This window comes from Pseudomonas sp. Pseusp88 (assembly GCF_047303955.1).
Lineage (GTDB): Bacteria > Pseudomonadota > Gammaproteobacteria > Pseudomonadales > Pseudomonadaceae > Aquipseudomonas.
In genome coordinates, this window is record NZ_JBGLYM010000004.1 from 41,846 (window position 1) to 55,928 (window position 14,083).

17 protein-coding genes and 1 riboswitch are annotated in these 14,083 nt (G+C 59.5%); of the genes, 10 read left to right on the forward strand and 7 right to left on the reverse strand.

All coding sequences use genetic code 11. The features are described 5' to 3' along the window. Window positions 1-31 precede the first annotated feature (31 nt). Window positions 32-319 carry a PA4642 family protein gene (locus ACCD02_RS06815; protein ID WP_413299709.1) on the forward strand — a complete coding sequence of 96 codons (288 nt, stop codon included), beginning with the start codon at window positions 32-34 and terminating at the stop codon, window positions 317-319. 358 nt (window positions 320-677) lie between these two features. Here the strand turns inward: ACCD02_RS06815 and mqo are convergent, their stop codons facing one another. Next, window positions 678-2,186: a malate dehydrogenase (quinone) gene (gene mqo, locus ACCD02_RS06820; protein ID WP_413299711.1), complete on the reverse strand. Its 1,509-nt coding sequence runs from the start codon at window positions 2,184-2,186 to the stop codon at window positions 678-680. 116 nt (window positions 2,187-2,302) lie between these two features. Here mqo and ACCD02_RS06825 point away from each other — a divergent pair, with 116 nt between their 5' ends. Then, window positions 2,303-2,515: a hypothetical protein gene (locus tag ACCD02_RS06825; protein ID WP_413299713.1), complete on the forward strand. Its 213-nt coding sequence runs from the start codon at window positions 2,303-2,305 to the stop codon at window positions 2,513-2,515. A 399-nt stretch (window positions 2,516-2,914) separates the two neighbouring features. On the opposite strand, the gene ACCD02_RS06830 is transcribed toward ACCD02_RS06825, so the two are convergent. After that, window positions 2,915-3,145 carry a hypothetical protein gene (locus ACCD02_RS06830; RefSeq protein ID WP_413299715.1) on the reverse strand — a complete coding sequence of 77 codons (231 nt, stop codon included), beginning with the start codon at window positions 3,143-3,145 and terminating at the stop codon, window positions 2,915-2,917. A gap of 188 nt (window positions 3,146-3,333) precedes the next feature. Here ACCD02_RS06830 and ACCD02_RS06835 point away from each other — a divergent pair, with 188 nt between their 5' ends. Continuing rightward, window positions 3,334-3,915: a YajG family lipoprotein gene (locus ACCD02_RS06835; RefSeq protein ID WP_413299717.1), complete on the forward strand. Its 582-nt coding sequence runs from the start codon at window positions 3,334-3,336 to the stop codon at window positions 3,913-3,915. Between the two features lie 151 nt (window positions 3,916-4,066). Here the strand turns inward: ACCD02_RS06835 and ACCD02_RS06840 are convergent, their stop codons facing one another. Continuing rightward, the gene (locus tag ACCD02_RS06840) at window positions 4,067-4,273 is read right to left on the reverse strand and encodes a hypothetical protein (RefSeq protein ID WP_413299719.1); all 207 of its coding nucleotides are present in this window, start codon (window positions 4,271-4,273) and stop codon (window positions 4,067-4,069) included. Between the two features lie 144 nt (window positions 4,274-4,417). Between ACCD02_RS06840 and ACCD02_RS06845 the strand changes: the two genes are divergently transcribed. Further along, window positions 4,418-4,693, forward strand: a complete 276-nt coding sequence (locus ACCD02_RS06845; RefSeq protein WP_413299721.1) for a hypothetical protein — start codon at window positions 4,418-4,420, stop codon at window positions 4,691-4,693. Between the two features lie 103 nt (window positions 4,694-4,796). Here ACCD02_RS06845 and ACCD02_RS06850 read toward each other — a convergent pair whose 3' ends face one another. Then, window positions 4,797-5,960 (reverse strand): 1-acyl-sn-glycerol-3-phosphate acyltransferase, encoded by a 1,164-nt coding sequence (locus tag ACCD02_RS06850; protein ID WP_413299723.1) that lies wholly within the window; start codon window positions 5,958-5,960, stop codon window positions 4,797-4,799. Window positions 5,961-6,085: 125 nt separating this feature from the next. Between ACCD02_RS06850 and ACCD02_RS06855 the strand changes: the two genes are divergently transcribed. The 4 genes from ACCD02_RS06855 (at window position 6,086) to ACCD02_RS06870 (ending at window position 8,088) form a co-directional block, all read left to right on the forward strand. Beyond that, on the forward strand, window positions 6,086-6,268 hold the full coding sequence (locus ACCD02_RS06855; RefSeq protein ID WP_259107184.1) for a CPXCG motif-containing cysteine-rich protein: 183 nt from the start codon (window positions 6,086-6,088) through the stop codon (window positions 6,266-6,268). Further along, window positions 6,268-6,528, forward strand: a complete 261-nt coding sequence (locus ACCD02_RS06860; RefSeq protein ID WP_413299725.1) for a DUF2007 domain-containing protein — start codon at window positions 6,268-6,270, stop codon at window positions 6,526-6,528. Before ACCD02_RS06855 ends, ACCD02_RS06860 begins: the two co-directional genes overlap by 1 nt. Before the next feature lie 36 nt (window positions 6,529-6,564). Continuing rightward, window positions 6,565-7,200, forward strand: coding sequence for an SOS response-associated peptidase (locus tag ACCD02_RS06865; RefSeq protein WP_413299727.1), 636 nt, complete (start codon window positions 6,565-6,567; stop codon window positions 7,198-7,200). A gap of 69 nt (window positions 7,201-7,269) precedes the next feature. Then, the gene (locus ACCD02_RS06870; protein WP_413299729.1) at window positions 7,270-8,088 is read left to right on the forward strand and encodes a M48 family metallopeptidase; all 819 of its coding nucleotides are present in this window, start codon (window positions 7,270-7,272) and stop codon (window positions 8,086-8,088) included. A gap of 45 nt (window positions 8,089-8,133) precedes the next feature. Here ACCD02_RS06870 and ACCD02_RS06875 read toward each other — a convergent pair whose 3' ends face one another. From ACCD02_RS06875 to ACCD02_RS06885, 3 genes are all read right to left on the reverse strand, one after another. Beyond that, entirely contained in the window at window positions 8,134-8,721 is a 588-nt protein-coding gene (locus ACCD02_RS06875) for a TMEM165/GDT1 family protein (RefSeq protein ID WP_413299731.1), read from the reverse strand. 88 nt (window positions 8,722-8,809) lie between these two features. Further along, window positions 8,810-8,928: riboswitch (yybP-ykoY riboswitch) on the reverse strand. 39 nt (window positions 8,929-8,967) lie between these two features. Then, the gene (locus ACCD02_RS06880; protein ID WP_413299734.1) at window positions 8,968-9,966 is read right to left on the reverse strand and encodes a methyltransferase; all 999 of its coding nucleotides are present in this window, start codon (window positions 9,964-9,966) and stop codon (window positions 8,968-8,970) included. Between the two features lie 194 nt (window positions 9,967-10,160). Then, a complete protein-coding gene (locus ACCD02_RS06885) occupies window positions 10,161-11,126 on the reverse strand; it encodes a 2-hydroxyacid dehydrogenase (RefSeq protein ID WP_413299736.1) in 966 nt (321 codons plus the stop codon). 77 nt (window positions 11,127-11,203) lie between these two features. Here ACCD02_RS06885 and ACCD02_RS06890 point away from each other — a divergent pair, with 77 nt between their 5' ends. Both ACCD02_RS06890 and ACCD02_RS06895 read left to right on the forward strand, forming a co-directional pair. Beyond that, complete coding sequence (locus tag ACCD02_RS06890) at window positions 11,204-11,833, forward strand: LysE family translocator (RefSeq protein WP_413299738.1); 630 nt, start codon at window positions 11,204-11,206, stop codon at window positions 11,831-11,833. Between the two features lie 318 nt (window positions 11,834-12,151). Further along, entirely contained in the window at window positions 12,152-13,834 is a 1,683-nt protein-coding gene (locus ACCD02_RS06895) for a fatty acid--CoA ligase (protein ID WP_413299740.1), read from the forward strand. The last annotated feature ends 249 nt before the right edge of the window (window positions 13,835-14,083 follow it).

Below are 14,083 nucleotides of genomic sequence, written 5' to 3' on the forward strand. Positions count from 1 at the left end.
TGAAAGTGTCTGCGACCAGTTGGAGTCTGCAATGCGTAAAGATAAGAAGCAGTTGATTGGGGACGAGATCGGCGACGCGCAGATCAAATTGTTCCTCGATTTCGAGCCGGTCGATGCCACATCGCCGTCGCTGCACAAGTTGATCAAGGCTTATCGTGGCCTGCGCGTCGGCGACTTCGAGCGTTTCCTGGTGTTTTTCAAGGAAGCCGGCTATGACCTGGACGGTACTGATGAGCACGGCAATACCTTCGTTGCCCTGGTCAAGGATCAGCGCAACGCCGAGGAATACATCGAGTTGATCGACAAGGCTCGTGGCTGAGTAATCAGGGCCGCTGATTCTGTGAGCGCCAGTTGTGGGAGCGAATTCATTCGCTCTGTCTGCGTCAGGTGTTGCGGCCAGCGATTTACCTGGCCGATTCAGGCAACTGCATCGCCATCGGTTCTAATGAGGTGTAGATGTTGTGGGAGCGGATTTATCCGCGAAGAAGTGTGCACCATCACGACATTTTCGCGGATGAATCCGCTCCCACATAATTCGCGATACCTCGAACGCAACAATTAATGCAGACAGAGCCAACTCATTCATGAAGAGGCCGGTACAATCGATGCATTCCGAGAGTCCTGATTCAACCCATAAAAAAACGCCCCGAAGGGCGTTTTTTTATGGGGGTAGAACATCAGGCGATGTTTTCCGCCGCAGGGCTCTTCGCGACCAGTTCCAGCAACTCGTTGTTCTGGGCGTTGATACGGTTGTACAACTGCGCATCGGTTTCCAGGATCTTTTCCCGGGCCGGGAAGATCTCGTTGAGCTTGGCAGCCCATTCACCGCGAGCCTTGTCGGGGAAGCAGCGCTCGATCAGGTCCAGCATGATCGACACGGTCACCGAAGCACCCGGCGAGGCGCCGAGCAGGGCGGCAAGGCTGCCGTCCTTGGCCGAAACCAGCTCGGTGCCGAACTGCAGCACGCCGCCTTTCTTCGCGTCTTTCTTGATGATCTGCACCCGTTGGCCGGCCACTTCCAGGCGCCAGTCTTCGGCCTTGGCCTCCGGATAAAAGCGGCGCAGGGATTCCAGACGCTGCTCCATGGACTGCATCACTTCGCTGACCAGGTATTTGGTCAGGTCCATGTTGTCCCGGGCCACGGCCAGCATCGGGCCGATGTTCGCTGCACGTACCGACAGCGGCAGGTCGAGGAACGAGCCGTGTTTGAGGAACTTGGTGGTGAAACCGGCGTATGGCCCGAACAACAGGGATTTCTTGCCGTCGACCACGCGGGTGTCCAGGTGCGGCACGGACATCGGTGGCGAGCCCACGGCAGCCTGGCTGTAGACCTTGGCCTGATGGCGCTTGACCACTTCCGGGTTATCGCAACGCAACCACTGGCCGCTGACCGGGAAGCCGCCGAAGCCCTTGCTCTCTTCGATACCGGACATCTGCAGCAGCGGCAGGGCCGCGCCACCGGCGCCGAGGAAGACGAATCTGGCGTCGATTTCGCGCGTGCCGCCGCTGTTGACGTCCTTGATGCTGACGCTCCAGCCGTCGCCTTTACGGCTCAGACCGGTCACGCGTTTGCTGTACTTGACCTGGGCGTCCGGGGTGGTGGCCAGGTGCTTGAGCAACTGATTGGTCAGGTTACCGAAGTTGACGTCGGTGCCATGCTCCACGCGTGTGGCGGCCAAAGCCTGATTCGGGTCGCGCCCCGGCATCATCAGCGGCATCCACTCGGCCATCTTGCTCTTGTCTTCGGTGTATTCCATCGAAGAGAAGGCGTGATGCTTGTGCAGGGCTTCGAAGCGCGCCTTGAGGAAGGCCACACCTTTTTCGCCCTCGACATAGCTCAGGTGCGGGACCGGGCTGATGAAGGTCTTCGACGAGCCGAAGGTGCTCTTGCGAGTCAGGTACGCCCAGAACTGTTTAGACACTTCAAACTGGGTGTTGATGTGGATCGCTTTCTTGATGTCGATGGAACCGTCGGCGGCCTGGGGCGTGTAGTTCAGCTCACACAGCCCGGCGTGCCCGGTCCCGGCGTTGTTCCACGGGTTGGAACTCTCCGCCGCACCCGAATCCATCAGCTCAACGACTTCCAGCTTCAGACTGGGGTCGAGCTCCTTGAGCAGCACCGCCAGGGTGGCACTCATGATGCCCGCCCCGACCAGTACCACGTCGACTGCTTCGTTATGCGCCATTAACGTGTCTCCAAAATCTGCAACCCAATTGACGGCAAGCGATCCCTAGGTCAGTGGCCGGGTAGGGTGGGGCATTCTTCATAGTGGGCCCCAGGTTCACCCTGGCCAGGATCAGCATGTCCGATTCTTCGCAATTCTTCGCATCGCCACCGCACGCCGCCACAGGGCTCGAACAGGCATTAAATCAGGTCGGCATGAACGCATTTTTCCGACCCGCAAGCCATTCGACCATGGTCAAGGCATCCGGTTGTGCAATCCATCTCGTTACCGTTTCAGGCCTCGCTGATGGAGACTGCGCAGTGAGCAATCTTCAAAGTGGTTGGTTCTGACGTTAATGGTGCTTTGACACACGCATACCTATTCATTGCTTGCCACACTCTTGTGAAGTTGTGAAAACCCGTTTTTTCACGCTCTTTTGGAAACGTGAACCTCAAACCTCAAAAAGGGCTGCGCGATGGCAGCTCTGGCAGCTCAGTGTTCAGTCTGGTGTGAGGGCGGCAGATGGGAAAAGGTTCGAAGAAATTCGAGCGATTGCGCACCGACAGCGTCAACACCGGCCTGGACATGACCTGTGTGGGCGGCTCTCTGTGGGCGATACGGAGGTGCTAATACTGGGATTAGCGGTGCTGCGAGGCCCGATCAGGAGACGTCCTTATAATCGGGGGGAGATTATAGCGATGAAACGTCTGAAATTGATCGAAATAAAATGACTTTTGTTCGCTGATCGGTCAGGCCGTGAGCAAAGGGCGCCGACGGGACCGCGCGGGTGCACGAACCACGCGGGCTGTAGCGGGTAATGGCTGGTTCAGCCAGCACAGGCGCGATTCGTTTATTTCCACCCAGTCATGGCCCACTGGCGGCGTGATGCAGTGTTTGAATGCGCGGCAGATACCGTCCTGGTCTACCCGTGCATAGTGGCGATGCTGGCGAAAACTGAACAAAGACCAGAGGAAGTCCATGGTCCGGCTCCTTTTGTGTGAGTCCGCCGAGCATCTCAGGCGCAAGTGACATGGCAGTGACGTGTCCATGACATCTGTGTGGCTGAACCATTGCGCTCGTGTAACGGTCCCATTTTCAACTGGTGAGTCGCGGTTTGACGCCGCTATACTGCGGCACATTCGGAGTTACCCCCATGGAGAAATTGAGCATGCTGCGTCGCTTTTTGTTTGGTTTGCTTGCTGTAAGCAGTCTGACCCTGGTCGGCTGTGCCAACAGCCCGCAACAACTCAGCCCGCAACCCAAACTGACCAGCCAGCTGGCACCTGTCGGACGCGGTCAGCCGGTTGTCGTGCGCGTGGTTGACGGCCGTCAGAGCCCTACCCTGGGCACCCGTGGCGGCCTCTATCCAGAGACCAGCGCGGTGACCGTTCAGGCCAACGACCTGCTGCCCAAACTGCAGGCCCAGGCCGAAGCAGCCGTACGCCTGCTGGGTTTCACCCCAAGCAGTGGTGGCAACGGTCCGCAACTGACGGTGACGCTGGCCGATCTCAAGTATCAATCGCCCAAGGAAGGCATGTACGTGACCGAAGCCACCATCAGCTCGACCTTCCGTGCTGATATCCAGAACAACGGTCGCAGCTACAGCGGTCGCTATGCAGCGTCCCTGAACCAGCGTTTCGGCATGGCGCCGAATCAGGACACCAACACCAAGCTGGTGAGTGATGTGTTGAGCGACGCCCTGACCCGCCTGTTCCAGGATCCGAGCGTCGGCCAGAACCTGGCTAACTGATCTCGTTACAAAAAAGCCCGGTCCTCACTATGAGGGCCGGGCTTTTTTGTGGGATCGGCTTTACCCGGGAAGGCATCATTTCCTGTTACGGAAATTTGGCGGATGTACCGATCCTTTCCCTGCTAAAGCCGGTCCCACCCTGGATTCACATTCAGGCGGCCTGCTCATAGAAATCGAGAAAGCTGAACCCCGTCTCCAGATCGACGTCCGGCAGGTCATGGTGCTGATGGCCGCCGATGGCGCAGTACACCAGCCAATGACGGTCCTGGATATTGAAGGAGAGGGCGTCGACCAGCGCCTGCTGTTCATCGCTGGGGGCGATCAGGTAGAGGCGGTCCTGGTTGGTTGCGTGCAGCATCGGGAACTCCGGAAAGTCAGGTGCATCCTTGAGGAGCGATACCCTGCCCGATTCAGGTTACGTTAAGGTGACGAACGTTAAATTGGCCCGGTAGATCAATCTGAATCCCGGCGTCTGTGCAAAGCGGCGCCACCGAGGCCCTGCATGTCGTCACTTCCTTTTGCCCCCGCCCTCATTCTCAATCTGCTTGCCCTGGTGGCCGCTGTGCCGGGTATATGGCTGTTGCTGACCACTCGCAATCGCGAGCAGCGTGAGCTGGCGCATCTGGCGGCCCTGACCGAGCAGGCGCCGTTCGATGAACCGATGTATCTGATGGATGTGGCGAGCCTGCGGATGAATCGCTTGTGCTACCGCGTCGGTTTTGCCTGTCTGGGGCTGGCGTTATTGACGTCGTGGCTGAGCACGCAGTTGCACGTTTGACCTGCGGGGATTTCCCGGCACACCGCGTAAAGCTTGCTCACCTGTGGGACCGGCTTCAGCCGGGAAAGCGTCTTCCCGGCCAAAGCCGGTCCCACAGGATGTATTAAAGCGCCAACCCCGCCCTGATCCGATACTGATTACGCACTGGTGTGGCGTATTGCAGTATCAGGTAAGGGCGATGTTCCACCGGGCAGGCCTCAAGACGGCGCTGCCATTCTTCCCTGGCCTTGGCCAGTTCATCGGCGGCGAAGACGTCGTCGGCCAGCGGCACGTTCAGGCTCGCATCGGCATCGGCCCACTGCGCATAGGCCAGGTAATGCACCGGGAATAACCGGTAGCCACCGAGAATCTGGCGATCCATCTCAATAGCCAGTTGCTTGGTATCTTCGAACAACTCGCTGATCGGCGGGGCGAAATTGACGTGGACCCGGCCTTTGTAGCCGGTAATGCCCAGGGCAATGCTTACATCATCCTCGCCCGGTGCCTTGGTATAGCTGCCGGTGGTGGCGCGGATGTACAGCTCGCGGGCCTTGGCCTGATCGCAGGGGTCGTATTCGTAGCTGATCGACACCGGCGTCAGGTTCAGCGAGCGAATCACCTCGCCGAAAGGCTCGTCCTTGCGGCTCATATGGAACATCTTGAGGATCGCCGATTCGGTGCGGTCGTCGCCGTCCTTGGCCCGGCCTTCGGCCTGGGCGATCCATATCGACGCGCAATCGTTGCGGATCGAATGATTGATATAAGCTGATAGCAGTTGATACGCCGCCATCTTTTCCCGGCGCCCGGCGATCGAACGATGCACGATGAAACTCTTGTTCAGGCGCATCAGGTCGCTGACAAAGGGTTTTTGCAGCAGGTTGTCACCGATGGCGATGCGCGGTGTCGGCAGGCCGGCGTGATACACGGCGTAATTGACGAAGGCCGGGTCCATGACGATATCGCGGTGGTTGGCCAGAAACACATAGGCCACCCCGGATTTGAACTGCTCGACGCCGGTGTAGGTCACACCGTCAGTTGCCCGTTCGATGGTGTGATCGACGTAGGCTTCGACCTTGTCCTGCAGGGTGGCCACCGAGTTGATCCCGGCGAATTCGCGGCGCAGGCGATGGGCGATGACCGGTTGCAGCAGCCAGCCCAGGGTTCCCGACAGGCGCGGGAAGCGGAAATGAGTGAGGATAGCGAGAAATGCTTTGTCACCGAGCAAGCGCGCCAGTACAGCGGCTACTTCGGTGTCGTCGTATGGTCGGATGGCATCAAATTCGCCCATCATGTTCTCTTGTTGGAAATGGCTGAATGGAAAACCGGAGCTTTAAAGATATTGTCGTCTTAAATTGAAACAAAGAGCCCCTTAACAGCCCGCGATTATACGCACAACTCACTGCGGAGGCCCCGATGCAGGAAATACAGGCTTATGACTGCCCTTATTGCGGTGAGCCGGTGGAAGCGGTGCTGGATCTGTCCGGCGGCGACCAGCAGTACATCGAAGATTGCCCGGTGTGCTGCCGACCTATCGTGTTCGACCTGCAAACCGATGGTGAGGACTGGAATCTGGACGTACGCAGTGAGAACGAGTGATGCAGAAAATCTACGAGCCGGAAAACCTGATGGAAGGCGAGTTATTGCAGGCGATGCTGGCCAGTGAGGGCGTCGAAGCCCATTTGACCGGCCGGCACCTGCTTGGCGGGATTGGCGAGCTGCCGGTGTTCGGCCTGCTGGGCATCAGCGTCGACAACGATCAGGCCGAACGGGCACGGGAACTGATCACTGCGTACAATGGCGCGTTGCCGTTCAGTGGTGATGAACCTGATGTCTTTGTGGACGTACTGGTCTGCTAATCCTGATTTGCCTGCCTTAAAGAGTCCGATTGCCCCATGTGTGGACGTTATGCCCTGTTTCGATGGACGCCCGCCTTTGCGGCCTTGCCCGGTTTTCCCGGCGATCAGCGAGCGCAGTGGAATATTTCCCCCGCTGATTCCGTGCTGATGATGCGCGCCAATCCCGAAGCGCCAGGCGACGTAGAATTGGCACGGGCACGCTGGGGGCTGACGCCGGCCTGGTTGACCGATCTGTCTCGCACGCCGGCCCATGCCCGCGCCGAAACCCTGGCCGAGCAGCCGATGTTTCGCGATGCCTTTCGCCAACGCCGCTGCCTGCTACCGGCCAACGGCTTTTATGAGTGGCGTGGCAGCGTACGCAAGCGACCGTTCTGGTTGACGCCGGGTGAGGGGTCGGCGCTGTTCTTCGCGGCCATTTGGGAGGCGTACCCGATGCAGGAACATACCTGGTTAAGCGTCGCGGTAGTGACCCAGGCGGCAGCGACTCAACGCCGTCCGCTGATTCTTGACAGCGCCGGGCAGAAGACCTGGCTTGATGCCGACGCTTCGCAGCCTGCGCTGCTCAGTCTGCTCGCCAGCCCGCAAATGGCCCTGCGTGAGCGGCCGTTGGCCAATCTAGTCAACGATCCGAAATTGAATGCGCCGGAGTGCCTGACACCGTTGGGCTCCTGAAACATGCCGGGCGAGAACGTATTGGTAAAACAGCAGACTAATGAGCAACTGTTTCCAGGGAGACCCACCATGCGTCAGATGTTTATCTTGAGTGCCCTCACCGCGGGGCTGCTGCTCGGCGGTTGCCAGGCCGTCAATACCACCCAGGGTGATGCCGTGGGTGTCGAGCGCAAGCAGTACATGTTCAGCATGCTCTCGACCCAGGAGGTCAACGAGATGTATGCCAAGTCTTACACCGAAACAGTGAGCGAGGCGGGCACCAAGGGTGTGCTGGACAAGAACAGCGCCGAAGCCAGGCGTGTGCAGGCCATCGCCACACGGCTGATCGCCCAGGCACCGAAGCTGCGGCCGGATGCGGCGCAGTGGCAGTGGGAAGTGAACCTGATCAAGAGTGACGAGCTCAACGCCAATTGCGGACCGGGCGGCAAGATCATTGTCTACAGTGGCCTGATCGATACCTTGCAACTGACCGACGATGAAATCGCTGCGGTAATGGGTCATGAAATCGCCCATGCCCTGCGTGAGCACGGCCGCGAAGCCATGTCCAAGGCCTACGGCGTGGCCATGGCCCGACAGGGCGCCGGGGCGTTGCTGGGGATGGGCGAGGACAGCCTGAAACTGGCCGATACCGTGGTCAATTACAGCCTGACCCTGCCCAACAGCCGCAGCAATGAAAACGAAGCCGACCTGATCGGCCTGGAGCTGTCGGCGCGGGCCGGTTATGACCCTAACGCCGCCATTACCCTGTGGCAGAAAATGACGCAGAAATCCGGTGGCGCACCGCCTGAATTCATGAGTACGCACCCGGCCTCGGAGAGTCGTATTGCTTCGTTGCAGGCGGCGATTCCCAAGGTCATGCCGTTGTATCAGCAGGCACCCAAGTCCTGATCCCCGTACAGACGGATCGCGTTCAGGCAACGCGATCCTTCGTCGTCACACCCAGCCACTGACCTGCATGGCGTTGTACACCGCGACTATGGCCAGGACGAAGAACGAACAGGCGGCCAGGCGGCGAATCAGGGTCAGAGGCAGTTTTTCGGCAGCGAAGTTACCGGCCAGGACTACCGGTACGTTGGCCAGCAACATGCCCAGGGTGGTGCCCATGATCACCATGAACAGGTGGCCGGTGTACTGGGCTGCGAGCATCACTGTGGCGATCTGAGTCTTGTCGCCGATTTCAGCGATGAAGAAGGTGATCAGGGTAGTCATGAACGGGCCGAACTGGCGTTTGGTACTGGCTTCGTCGTCGTCCATTTTGTCCGGCACCAGGGTCCACAGCGCAGTCGCGGTGAAGCTGGCGGCGAGAATCCAGTGCAGCACGGCGTCGGAGACGAAACTACTGAACCAGGCGCCTACCGCACCTGCAGCCGCGTGGTTGGCCAGGGTCGCGGCGATGATCCCGGCGATGATAGGCCAGGGCTTGCGGAAGCGAGCGGCAAGAATGAGAGCGAGCAGTTGGGTTTTGTCACCGATCTCGGCAAGCGCAACAATACCGGTGGGGACCAACAGAGATTCCAGCATCAGGATTCCTAAGGGGCGGGTCGACACGGCTATGACACGTACAGCCTTCCCGCCCCGGGTAAGGTGTGCGTGTCATAGGTCTTGTCAAACCTCGGATCTATCTAAGTAGATTCCGGGTCGTACGCACCATGGTCTGAGGACCAAGTATGTTGATGCGTACCGGACGAGCGCTGGGCTCGTGGGAGACTACTCCCCTAGGACGGAGCGGATTTTGCCTACCTCGATGCTATTGAGCAAGCACTTATTTTATTTGCGTTTGGCGTTGTAAACGCGAAAGCCGTTGCCTTCGGCCTTGGTCACGCAAGGCCCCAAATGCTCTTCGATCAGCGGCTGATAGCGCAGGAAACTATTGGCAACCAAGCGAAGTACGCCGCCGTTTTTCAGATGTTGGCGGGCTTTTCGCAGCAAGTTTTCCGTCGCCTGATAATCCGTATGGACGCCGACATGGAACGGCGGATTGGTCAGGATCGTGTCCAGGCCCATGGGCGCGGCATCAATGCCATCGCCGGTAATGACCTCGGCTTCAAGACCGTTTGCAGCCAGGGTCAGGCGACTGCTGGCGGTGGCGAAGGCATCCACATCGAGCATGGTCACGCTGTTATGCGGGTAACGTCGTTTGATTGCCGCGCCCAGAACGCCAGCACCGCAGCCGAAGTCCAGCAGGTGGCCGCTTGGCAATTTATCGAGGTTTTGCAGCAGCAGGGCCGAGCCGCGATCCAGGCGGCCATGGCTGAATACCCCAGGCAGGCTGATCACGGTCAGGGGACCGTCCTCCATTTCGATGGGGTAGCGCTGGGCCAGGCTTTCCAGTTCCACGGCCTGGGGCGCATGTTCCACGGTGACTTGCCAGAGCTGGCAATGGCGGGCGCTGTCCAGCTTGCGGGCGCGGCCGAAAGGGCTCAACTGGCGGGCTGCCGCCTCGATGCCGGAGCGTTTTTCCCCGACCAGAAACAGTTCGCGACCGGCCAGGCGCGAGGCGAGGGCGTTAAGCAGGTAGTCGGTCAGGTCCCGGGCCTTGGGCAGGAACAGCACGGCGGCGTCGAAGCCATGCTCGGGCGCGTTGACACCAAAGTGCGTGCGCTCCGGGAAGCGTGCGTCGAGCGCCGCCTGATCGCCAGCATGCCAGCACCAGCCACGAGCGTTCGGCAGCTTGCCCAGCAGATCGTCGGCGGGCAGCCCGGTCAGCAGCAACGAGCCCTGAAACAGCTCGGCCTGACGGAGTAACACTTCACTGCGCGGGTCCATGACGGGCTCCTGGAAAAAGGGGCGCAGTTTAGCAGGGTTGTTGTAAGGAGGTGTTCAAGGGGAATGGAACCCTTTCTGTAGGAGCTGCCGAAGGCTGCGATGGCGCGCGCAGCGTGCCTGCGGTTATGAAGGTCCTGAGGACCTTGTCGCAGCCTTCGGCAGCTCTTACAGGTGTCGCGATCGTAGATCGCTGCTCAGCTGACCACCCGCAGCGTCTTGCCAGCAAAAAACGCCCGGGTATTCTCGGTCACCTGGCTGACGATCCGTTGCCGTGCCTCGCGGGCGCCCCAGGCGCTGTGGGGGGTGATGATCAGGCGCGGGATATCGTCGGCCAACAGCGGATTACCAGTCACCGGTGGCTCCACTGTCAGCACATCGGAGGCCGCGCCACCCAGATGCCCGCTGCGCAGGGCATCGGCCAGCGCCTGTTCGTTGATCAGACCGCCGCGCGCCGTGTTGACGATAAAGGCGCCCGGCTTGAGCAGGCTCAGGGCGTGGGCATCGATCATGTCGCGAGTGTGTTCATTCAGCGGGCAGTGCAGGGTCAGGGCATCGATTTGCGGCAGCAGTTCGGCCAAGGGCAGGCGATCAGGACGCGCCGGGCGACCGGGAATCTGCCCGAGCAAAACGCGCATGCCAAAGGCTTCGGCCAGTTTCGCCACCGCGCCACCCAGTTCGCCATGGCCAAGCAGGCCGAGGGTCTTGCCTTCCAGTTCGACAATGGGGAAGTCCAGCAGGCAGAACTGTTTCGACTTCTGCCACTGGCCTTGCTGCACCGCGCGCTGATAGTCCGGCAGGGAGGTCGCCAGGGCCAGCAGCAACAGCAGGGTGTGCTGGGCCACCGACGGCGTGCCGTAGCCCTGGCAGTTGCAGACGGTCACGCCATGTTCCCGGGCGGCAGCCAGATCGACGTTATTGGTGCCGGTGGCGGTGATCAGCACCAGCTTCAGCTCCGGGCAGGCGGCGAAGGTCGCAGCGTCGATCATGATCTTGTTGCTGATCACTACCTGCACGCCTTGCAGGCGCTCGATCACCTGATCCGGCGTAGTGCTGGCATAGAGTTGCAGGTCGCTGAAACAGGCACGCAGCGCGCCCAGATCAAGGTCGCCCAGGTCCAGGGAGCTATGGTCGAGGAAAACTGCTTTTGCTTGATTACTCATCAGCTGTACCTTTTTTGCATGGAAGGGAAGGCGTAGATTGTTTCAACTTCTGTATGCGCCACGACCCTGGAGGCCTTATGTATTGGGCGGAGTTTCTCACTGTTGCCTTGATTCACCTGCTTGCCGTCGCCAGCCCCGGCCCCGATTTCGCCGTAGTGGTGCGTGAAAGCGTGACCCATGGGCGTAAAGCTGGCACCTGGACCGCCATGGGCGTAGGCACGGCCATTTTCCTGCATGTCGGCTATTCGCTGCTGGGGATCGGCCTGATCGTTTCGCAATCTATCGTGCTGTTCAATGCCTTGAAATGGGCGGCTGCTGCATATCTGTTGTACATCGGCATAAAAGCCCTGCGCGCCAAACCGGCCAGCGCTTCTGACGCGCCGGTCGATATCGCGACCGGCGTACGCAGCGCCCGGGGTGCCTTCACCAGCGGCTTCATCACTAACGGCCTGAACCCCAAGGCGACGCTGTTCTTCCTGTCGCTGTTCACCGTCGTGATCAACCCGCATACACCGCTGCTGGTCCAGGCCGGTTATGGCGTGTATCTGGCCCTGGCAACTGCTCTCTGGTTCTGCCTGGTGGCTCGGCTGTTCAGTCAGGAGCGCGTGCGCGCCGGGTTTGCCCGCATGGGCCACTGGTTTGACCGGGCCATGGGTGGGGTATTGATTGCCATTGGCGTGAAGCTGGCGTTGACCGAGGCGCATTAAGCTTCTGACACCCGTCTGCAGGACTGTCGAAGGCTGGAAAGAGATCTGCCTGACACGCCGCTTTCGCAGCCTTCGGCAGCTCCTGCAAATCGTATTTTCAGGTTGTGCGTTGTTTATTGATACAGCGATCCGGCGTTTCCCTTTCCCGATCCTTTTTCCCTCTTCAAGCCATTTGCGCCCTTTCAAACGGCCCTGGCGCCAGAATTCCCATGCACGTTTGTCCATCAAATCATCCCTTCGGCTGATTTGGCTGGCGGGCGAGGGCTCTAGAGTGCATATTTTTTCGGCCAAGCCTGTGCACCACGAAAAGGGATTCTTATGTTGCAGACTCGCGTTATTCCGCCCGCTGATGGCGCCTACCAATACCCTCTGTTGATCAAACGGCTATTGATGTCCGGCAGTCGCTACGAAAAGACACGCGAAATCGTCTACAGGGATCAGTTGCGGTACACCTATCCGACACTGGTCGAGCGCGTTGCGCGCCTGGCCAATGTGCTGAGCAATGCCGGGGTCAAGGCCGGGGATACCGTGGCAGTCATGGACTGGGACAGCCATCGTTACCTGGAGTGCATGTTTGCCATCCCGATGATTGGCGCGGTGGTGCACAAGGTCAATGTGCGCCTGTCACCGGAGCAGATTCTCTACACCATGAATCACGCCGAAGACCGTTTTGTACTGGTCAACAGTGATTTCGTCGGGCTGTACCAGGCGATTGCCGGGCATTTGACCACGGTGGAGAAGACGCTGCTGCTGACCGACCTGCCGGAAAAGACCGCCGACCTGCCCAATCTGGTCGGCGAGTACGAGACCTTGCTCGCGGCAGCCAGCCCCGAGTATGAGTTCGAGGACTTCGACGAGAATTCCGTCGCCACCACGTTCTACACCACTGGCACCACGGGCAATCCTAAAGGTGTGTACTTCAGCCACCGACAACTGGTGCTGCACACCATGGGCGTGGCGGCAATCATGGGCTGCATCGACAGCGTGCGTTTGCTTGGCACCAACGACGTGTATATGCCGATCACGCCAATGTTCCATGTGCATGCCTGGGGTGTGCCCTATGCCGCGACCATGCTCGGTCTCAAACAGGTTTATCCCGGCCGTTACGATCCGGAACTGCTGGTGGAGTTGTGGCGCAAGGAGAAGGTGACGTTTTCCCATTGCGTGCCGACCATCATGCAGATGGTGCTCAACGCCAAGGCTGCCAAGGATGTCGATTTTGGCGGCTGGAAGATTATTATCGGTGGCAGCTCCCTCAATCGCTCGCTGTACGAAGCGGCCAAGGCCAAGGGGATCCAGTTGACGGCGGCCTATGGCATGTCGGAAACCGGGCCACTGGTGTCGGTAGCGCATTTGAACGACGAGCTGATGGCCGGCACTGAAGACGAGCGCATCAGCTACCGGATCAAGGCCGGTGTACCGGGCATGCTGGTCGAGGCGGCGGTAGTCGATGAGCAGGGCAATTTCCTCCCGGCCGACGGCGAATCCCAGGGCGAACTGGTGCTGCGCGCGCCGTGGCTGACCGAAGGTTATTACCGGGAGCCGGAAAAGGGCGCTGAACTGTGGAAAGGTGGCTGGTTGCATACCGGGGATGTCGCGACCCTGGACAGCATGGGGTTTATCGACATTCGGGATCGCATCAAGGATGTGATCAAGACCGGTGGCGAATGGATTTCCTCCCTGGCCCTGGAAGACCTGTGCAGTCGCCATCCGGCGGTGCGCGAAGTCGCGGTAGTAGGGATCGCCGATCCGCAGTGGGGCGAGCGACCTTTTGCTCTGCTCGTCGCCCACGAGGGACAGACCATTGATGCCCGCGACTTGAAGGAACACCTCAAACCGTTCGTCGAGTTGGGCCATATCAATAAATGGGCGATCCCCCACCAGATTGCCCTTGTTACTGAAATTCCCAAGACCAGCGTGGGCAAGCTCGACAAGAAGCGCATCCGCCTGGACATCATCGAATGGCAAAGCACTAACAGCACCTTCCTGTCCACTCTCTAAGCCCCACCCGCCGTGCTCCAACAGTACGGCGGGCCGCTCTGGGCGGCGCCTTGCTTGCCAAATCGGAAAATTAAGCCATCCTCCCTGCACCTGTTGGAAATACAGGGCAAATAGCCATTCCAGACGGTTTTCACGCTGCAAATCACACTTTAGAGGGATCAAGCAGTTCAGTCTGCTGGCTATAGTCGGCACAGGACAACCAGAACGTTAAACGATCCGCGCCTGTATGGCGGCCTCCTTAGGCTGCGA

Bases quoted from the DNA above. Each gene is read 5' to 3' on its own strand.
- ACCD02_RS06870 (WP_413299729.1), top strand. From the start codon at position 7,270: ATGCGTCAGATGTTTATCTTGAGTGCCCTCACCGCGGGGCTGCTGCTC.
- ACCD02_RS06890 (WP_413299738.1), top strand. From the start codon at position 11,204: ATGTATTGGGCGGAGTTTCTCACTGTTGCCTTGATTCACCTGCTTGCC.
- ACCD02_RS06885 (WP_413299736.1), bottom strand. From the start codon at position 11,126: ATGAGTAATCAAGCAAAAGCAGTTTTCCTCGACCATAGCTCCCTGGAC.
- ACCD02_RS06830 (WP_413299715.1), bottom strand. From the start codon at position 3,145: ATGGACTTCCTCTGGTCTTTGTTCAGTTTTCGCCAGCATCGCCACTAT.
- ACCD02_RS06845 (WP_413299721.1), top strand. From the start codon at position 4,418: ATGTCGTCACTTCCTTTTGCCCCCGCCCTCATTCTCAATCTGCTTGCC.
- ACCD02_RS06825 (WP_413299713.1), top strand. From the start codon at position 2,303: ATGTCCGATTCTTCGCAATTCTTCGCATCGCCACCGCACGCCGCCACA.
- ACCD02_RS06835 (WP_413299717.1), top strand. From the start codon at position 3,334: ATGCTGCGTCGCTTTTTGTTTGGTTTGCTTGCTGTAAGCAGTCTGACC.
- ACCD02_RS06880 (WP_413299734.1), bottom strand. From the start codon at position 9,966: ATGGACCCGCGCAGTGAAGTGTTACTCCGTCAGGCCGAGCTGTTTCAG.
- ACCD02_RS06860 (WP_413299725.1), top strand. From the start codon at position 6,268: ATGCAGAAAATCTACGAGCCGGAAAACCTGATGGAAGGCGAGTTATTG.
- ACCD02_RS06865 (WP_413299727.1), top strand. From the start codon at position 6,565: ATGTGTGGACGTTATGCCCTGTTTCGATGGACGCCCGCCTTTGCGGCC.
- ACCD02_RS06855 (WP_259107184.1), top strand. From the start codon at position 6,086: ATGCAGGAAATACAGGCTTATGACTGCCCTTATTGCGGTGAGCCGGTG.
- ACCD02_RS06895 (WP_413299740.1), top strand. From the start codon at position 12,152: ATGTTGCAGACTCGCGTTATTCCGCCCGCTGATGGCGCCTACCAATAC.
- mqo (WP_413299711.1), bottom strand. From the start codon at position 2,186: ATGGCGCATAACGAAGCAGTCGACGTGGTACTGGTCGGGGCGGGCATC.
- ACCD02_RS06815 (WP_413299709.1), top strand. From the start codon at position 32: ATGCGTAAAGATAAGAAGCAGTTGATTGGGGACGAGATCGGCGACGCG.
- ACCD02_RS06850 (WP_413299723.1), bottom strand. From the start codon at position 5,960: ATGGGCGAATTTGATGCCATCCGACCATACGACGACACCGAAGTAGCC.
- ACCD02_RS06840 (WP_413299719.1), bottom strand. From the start codon at position 4,273: ATGCTGCACGCAACCAACCAGGACCGCCTCTACCTGATCGCCCCCAGC.
- ACCD02_RS06875 (WP_413299731.1), bottom strand. From the start codon at position 8,721: ATGCTGGAATCTCTGTTGGTCCCCACCGGTATTGTTGCGCTTGCCGAG.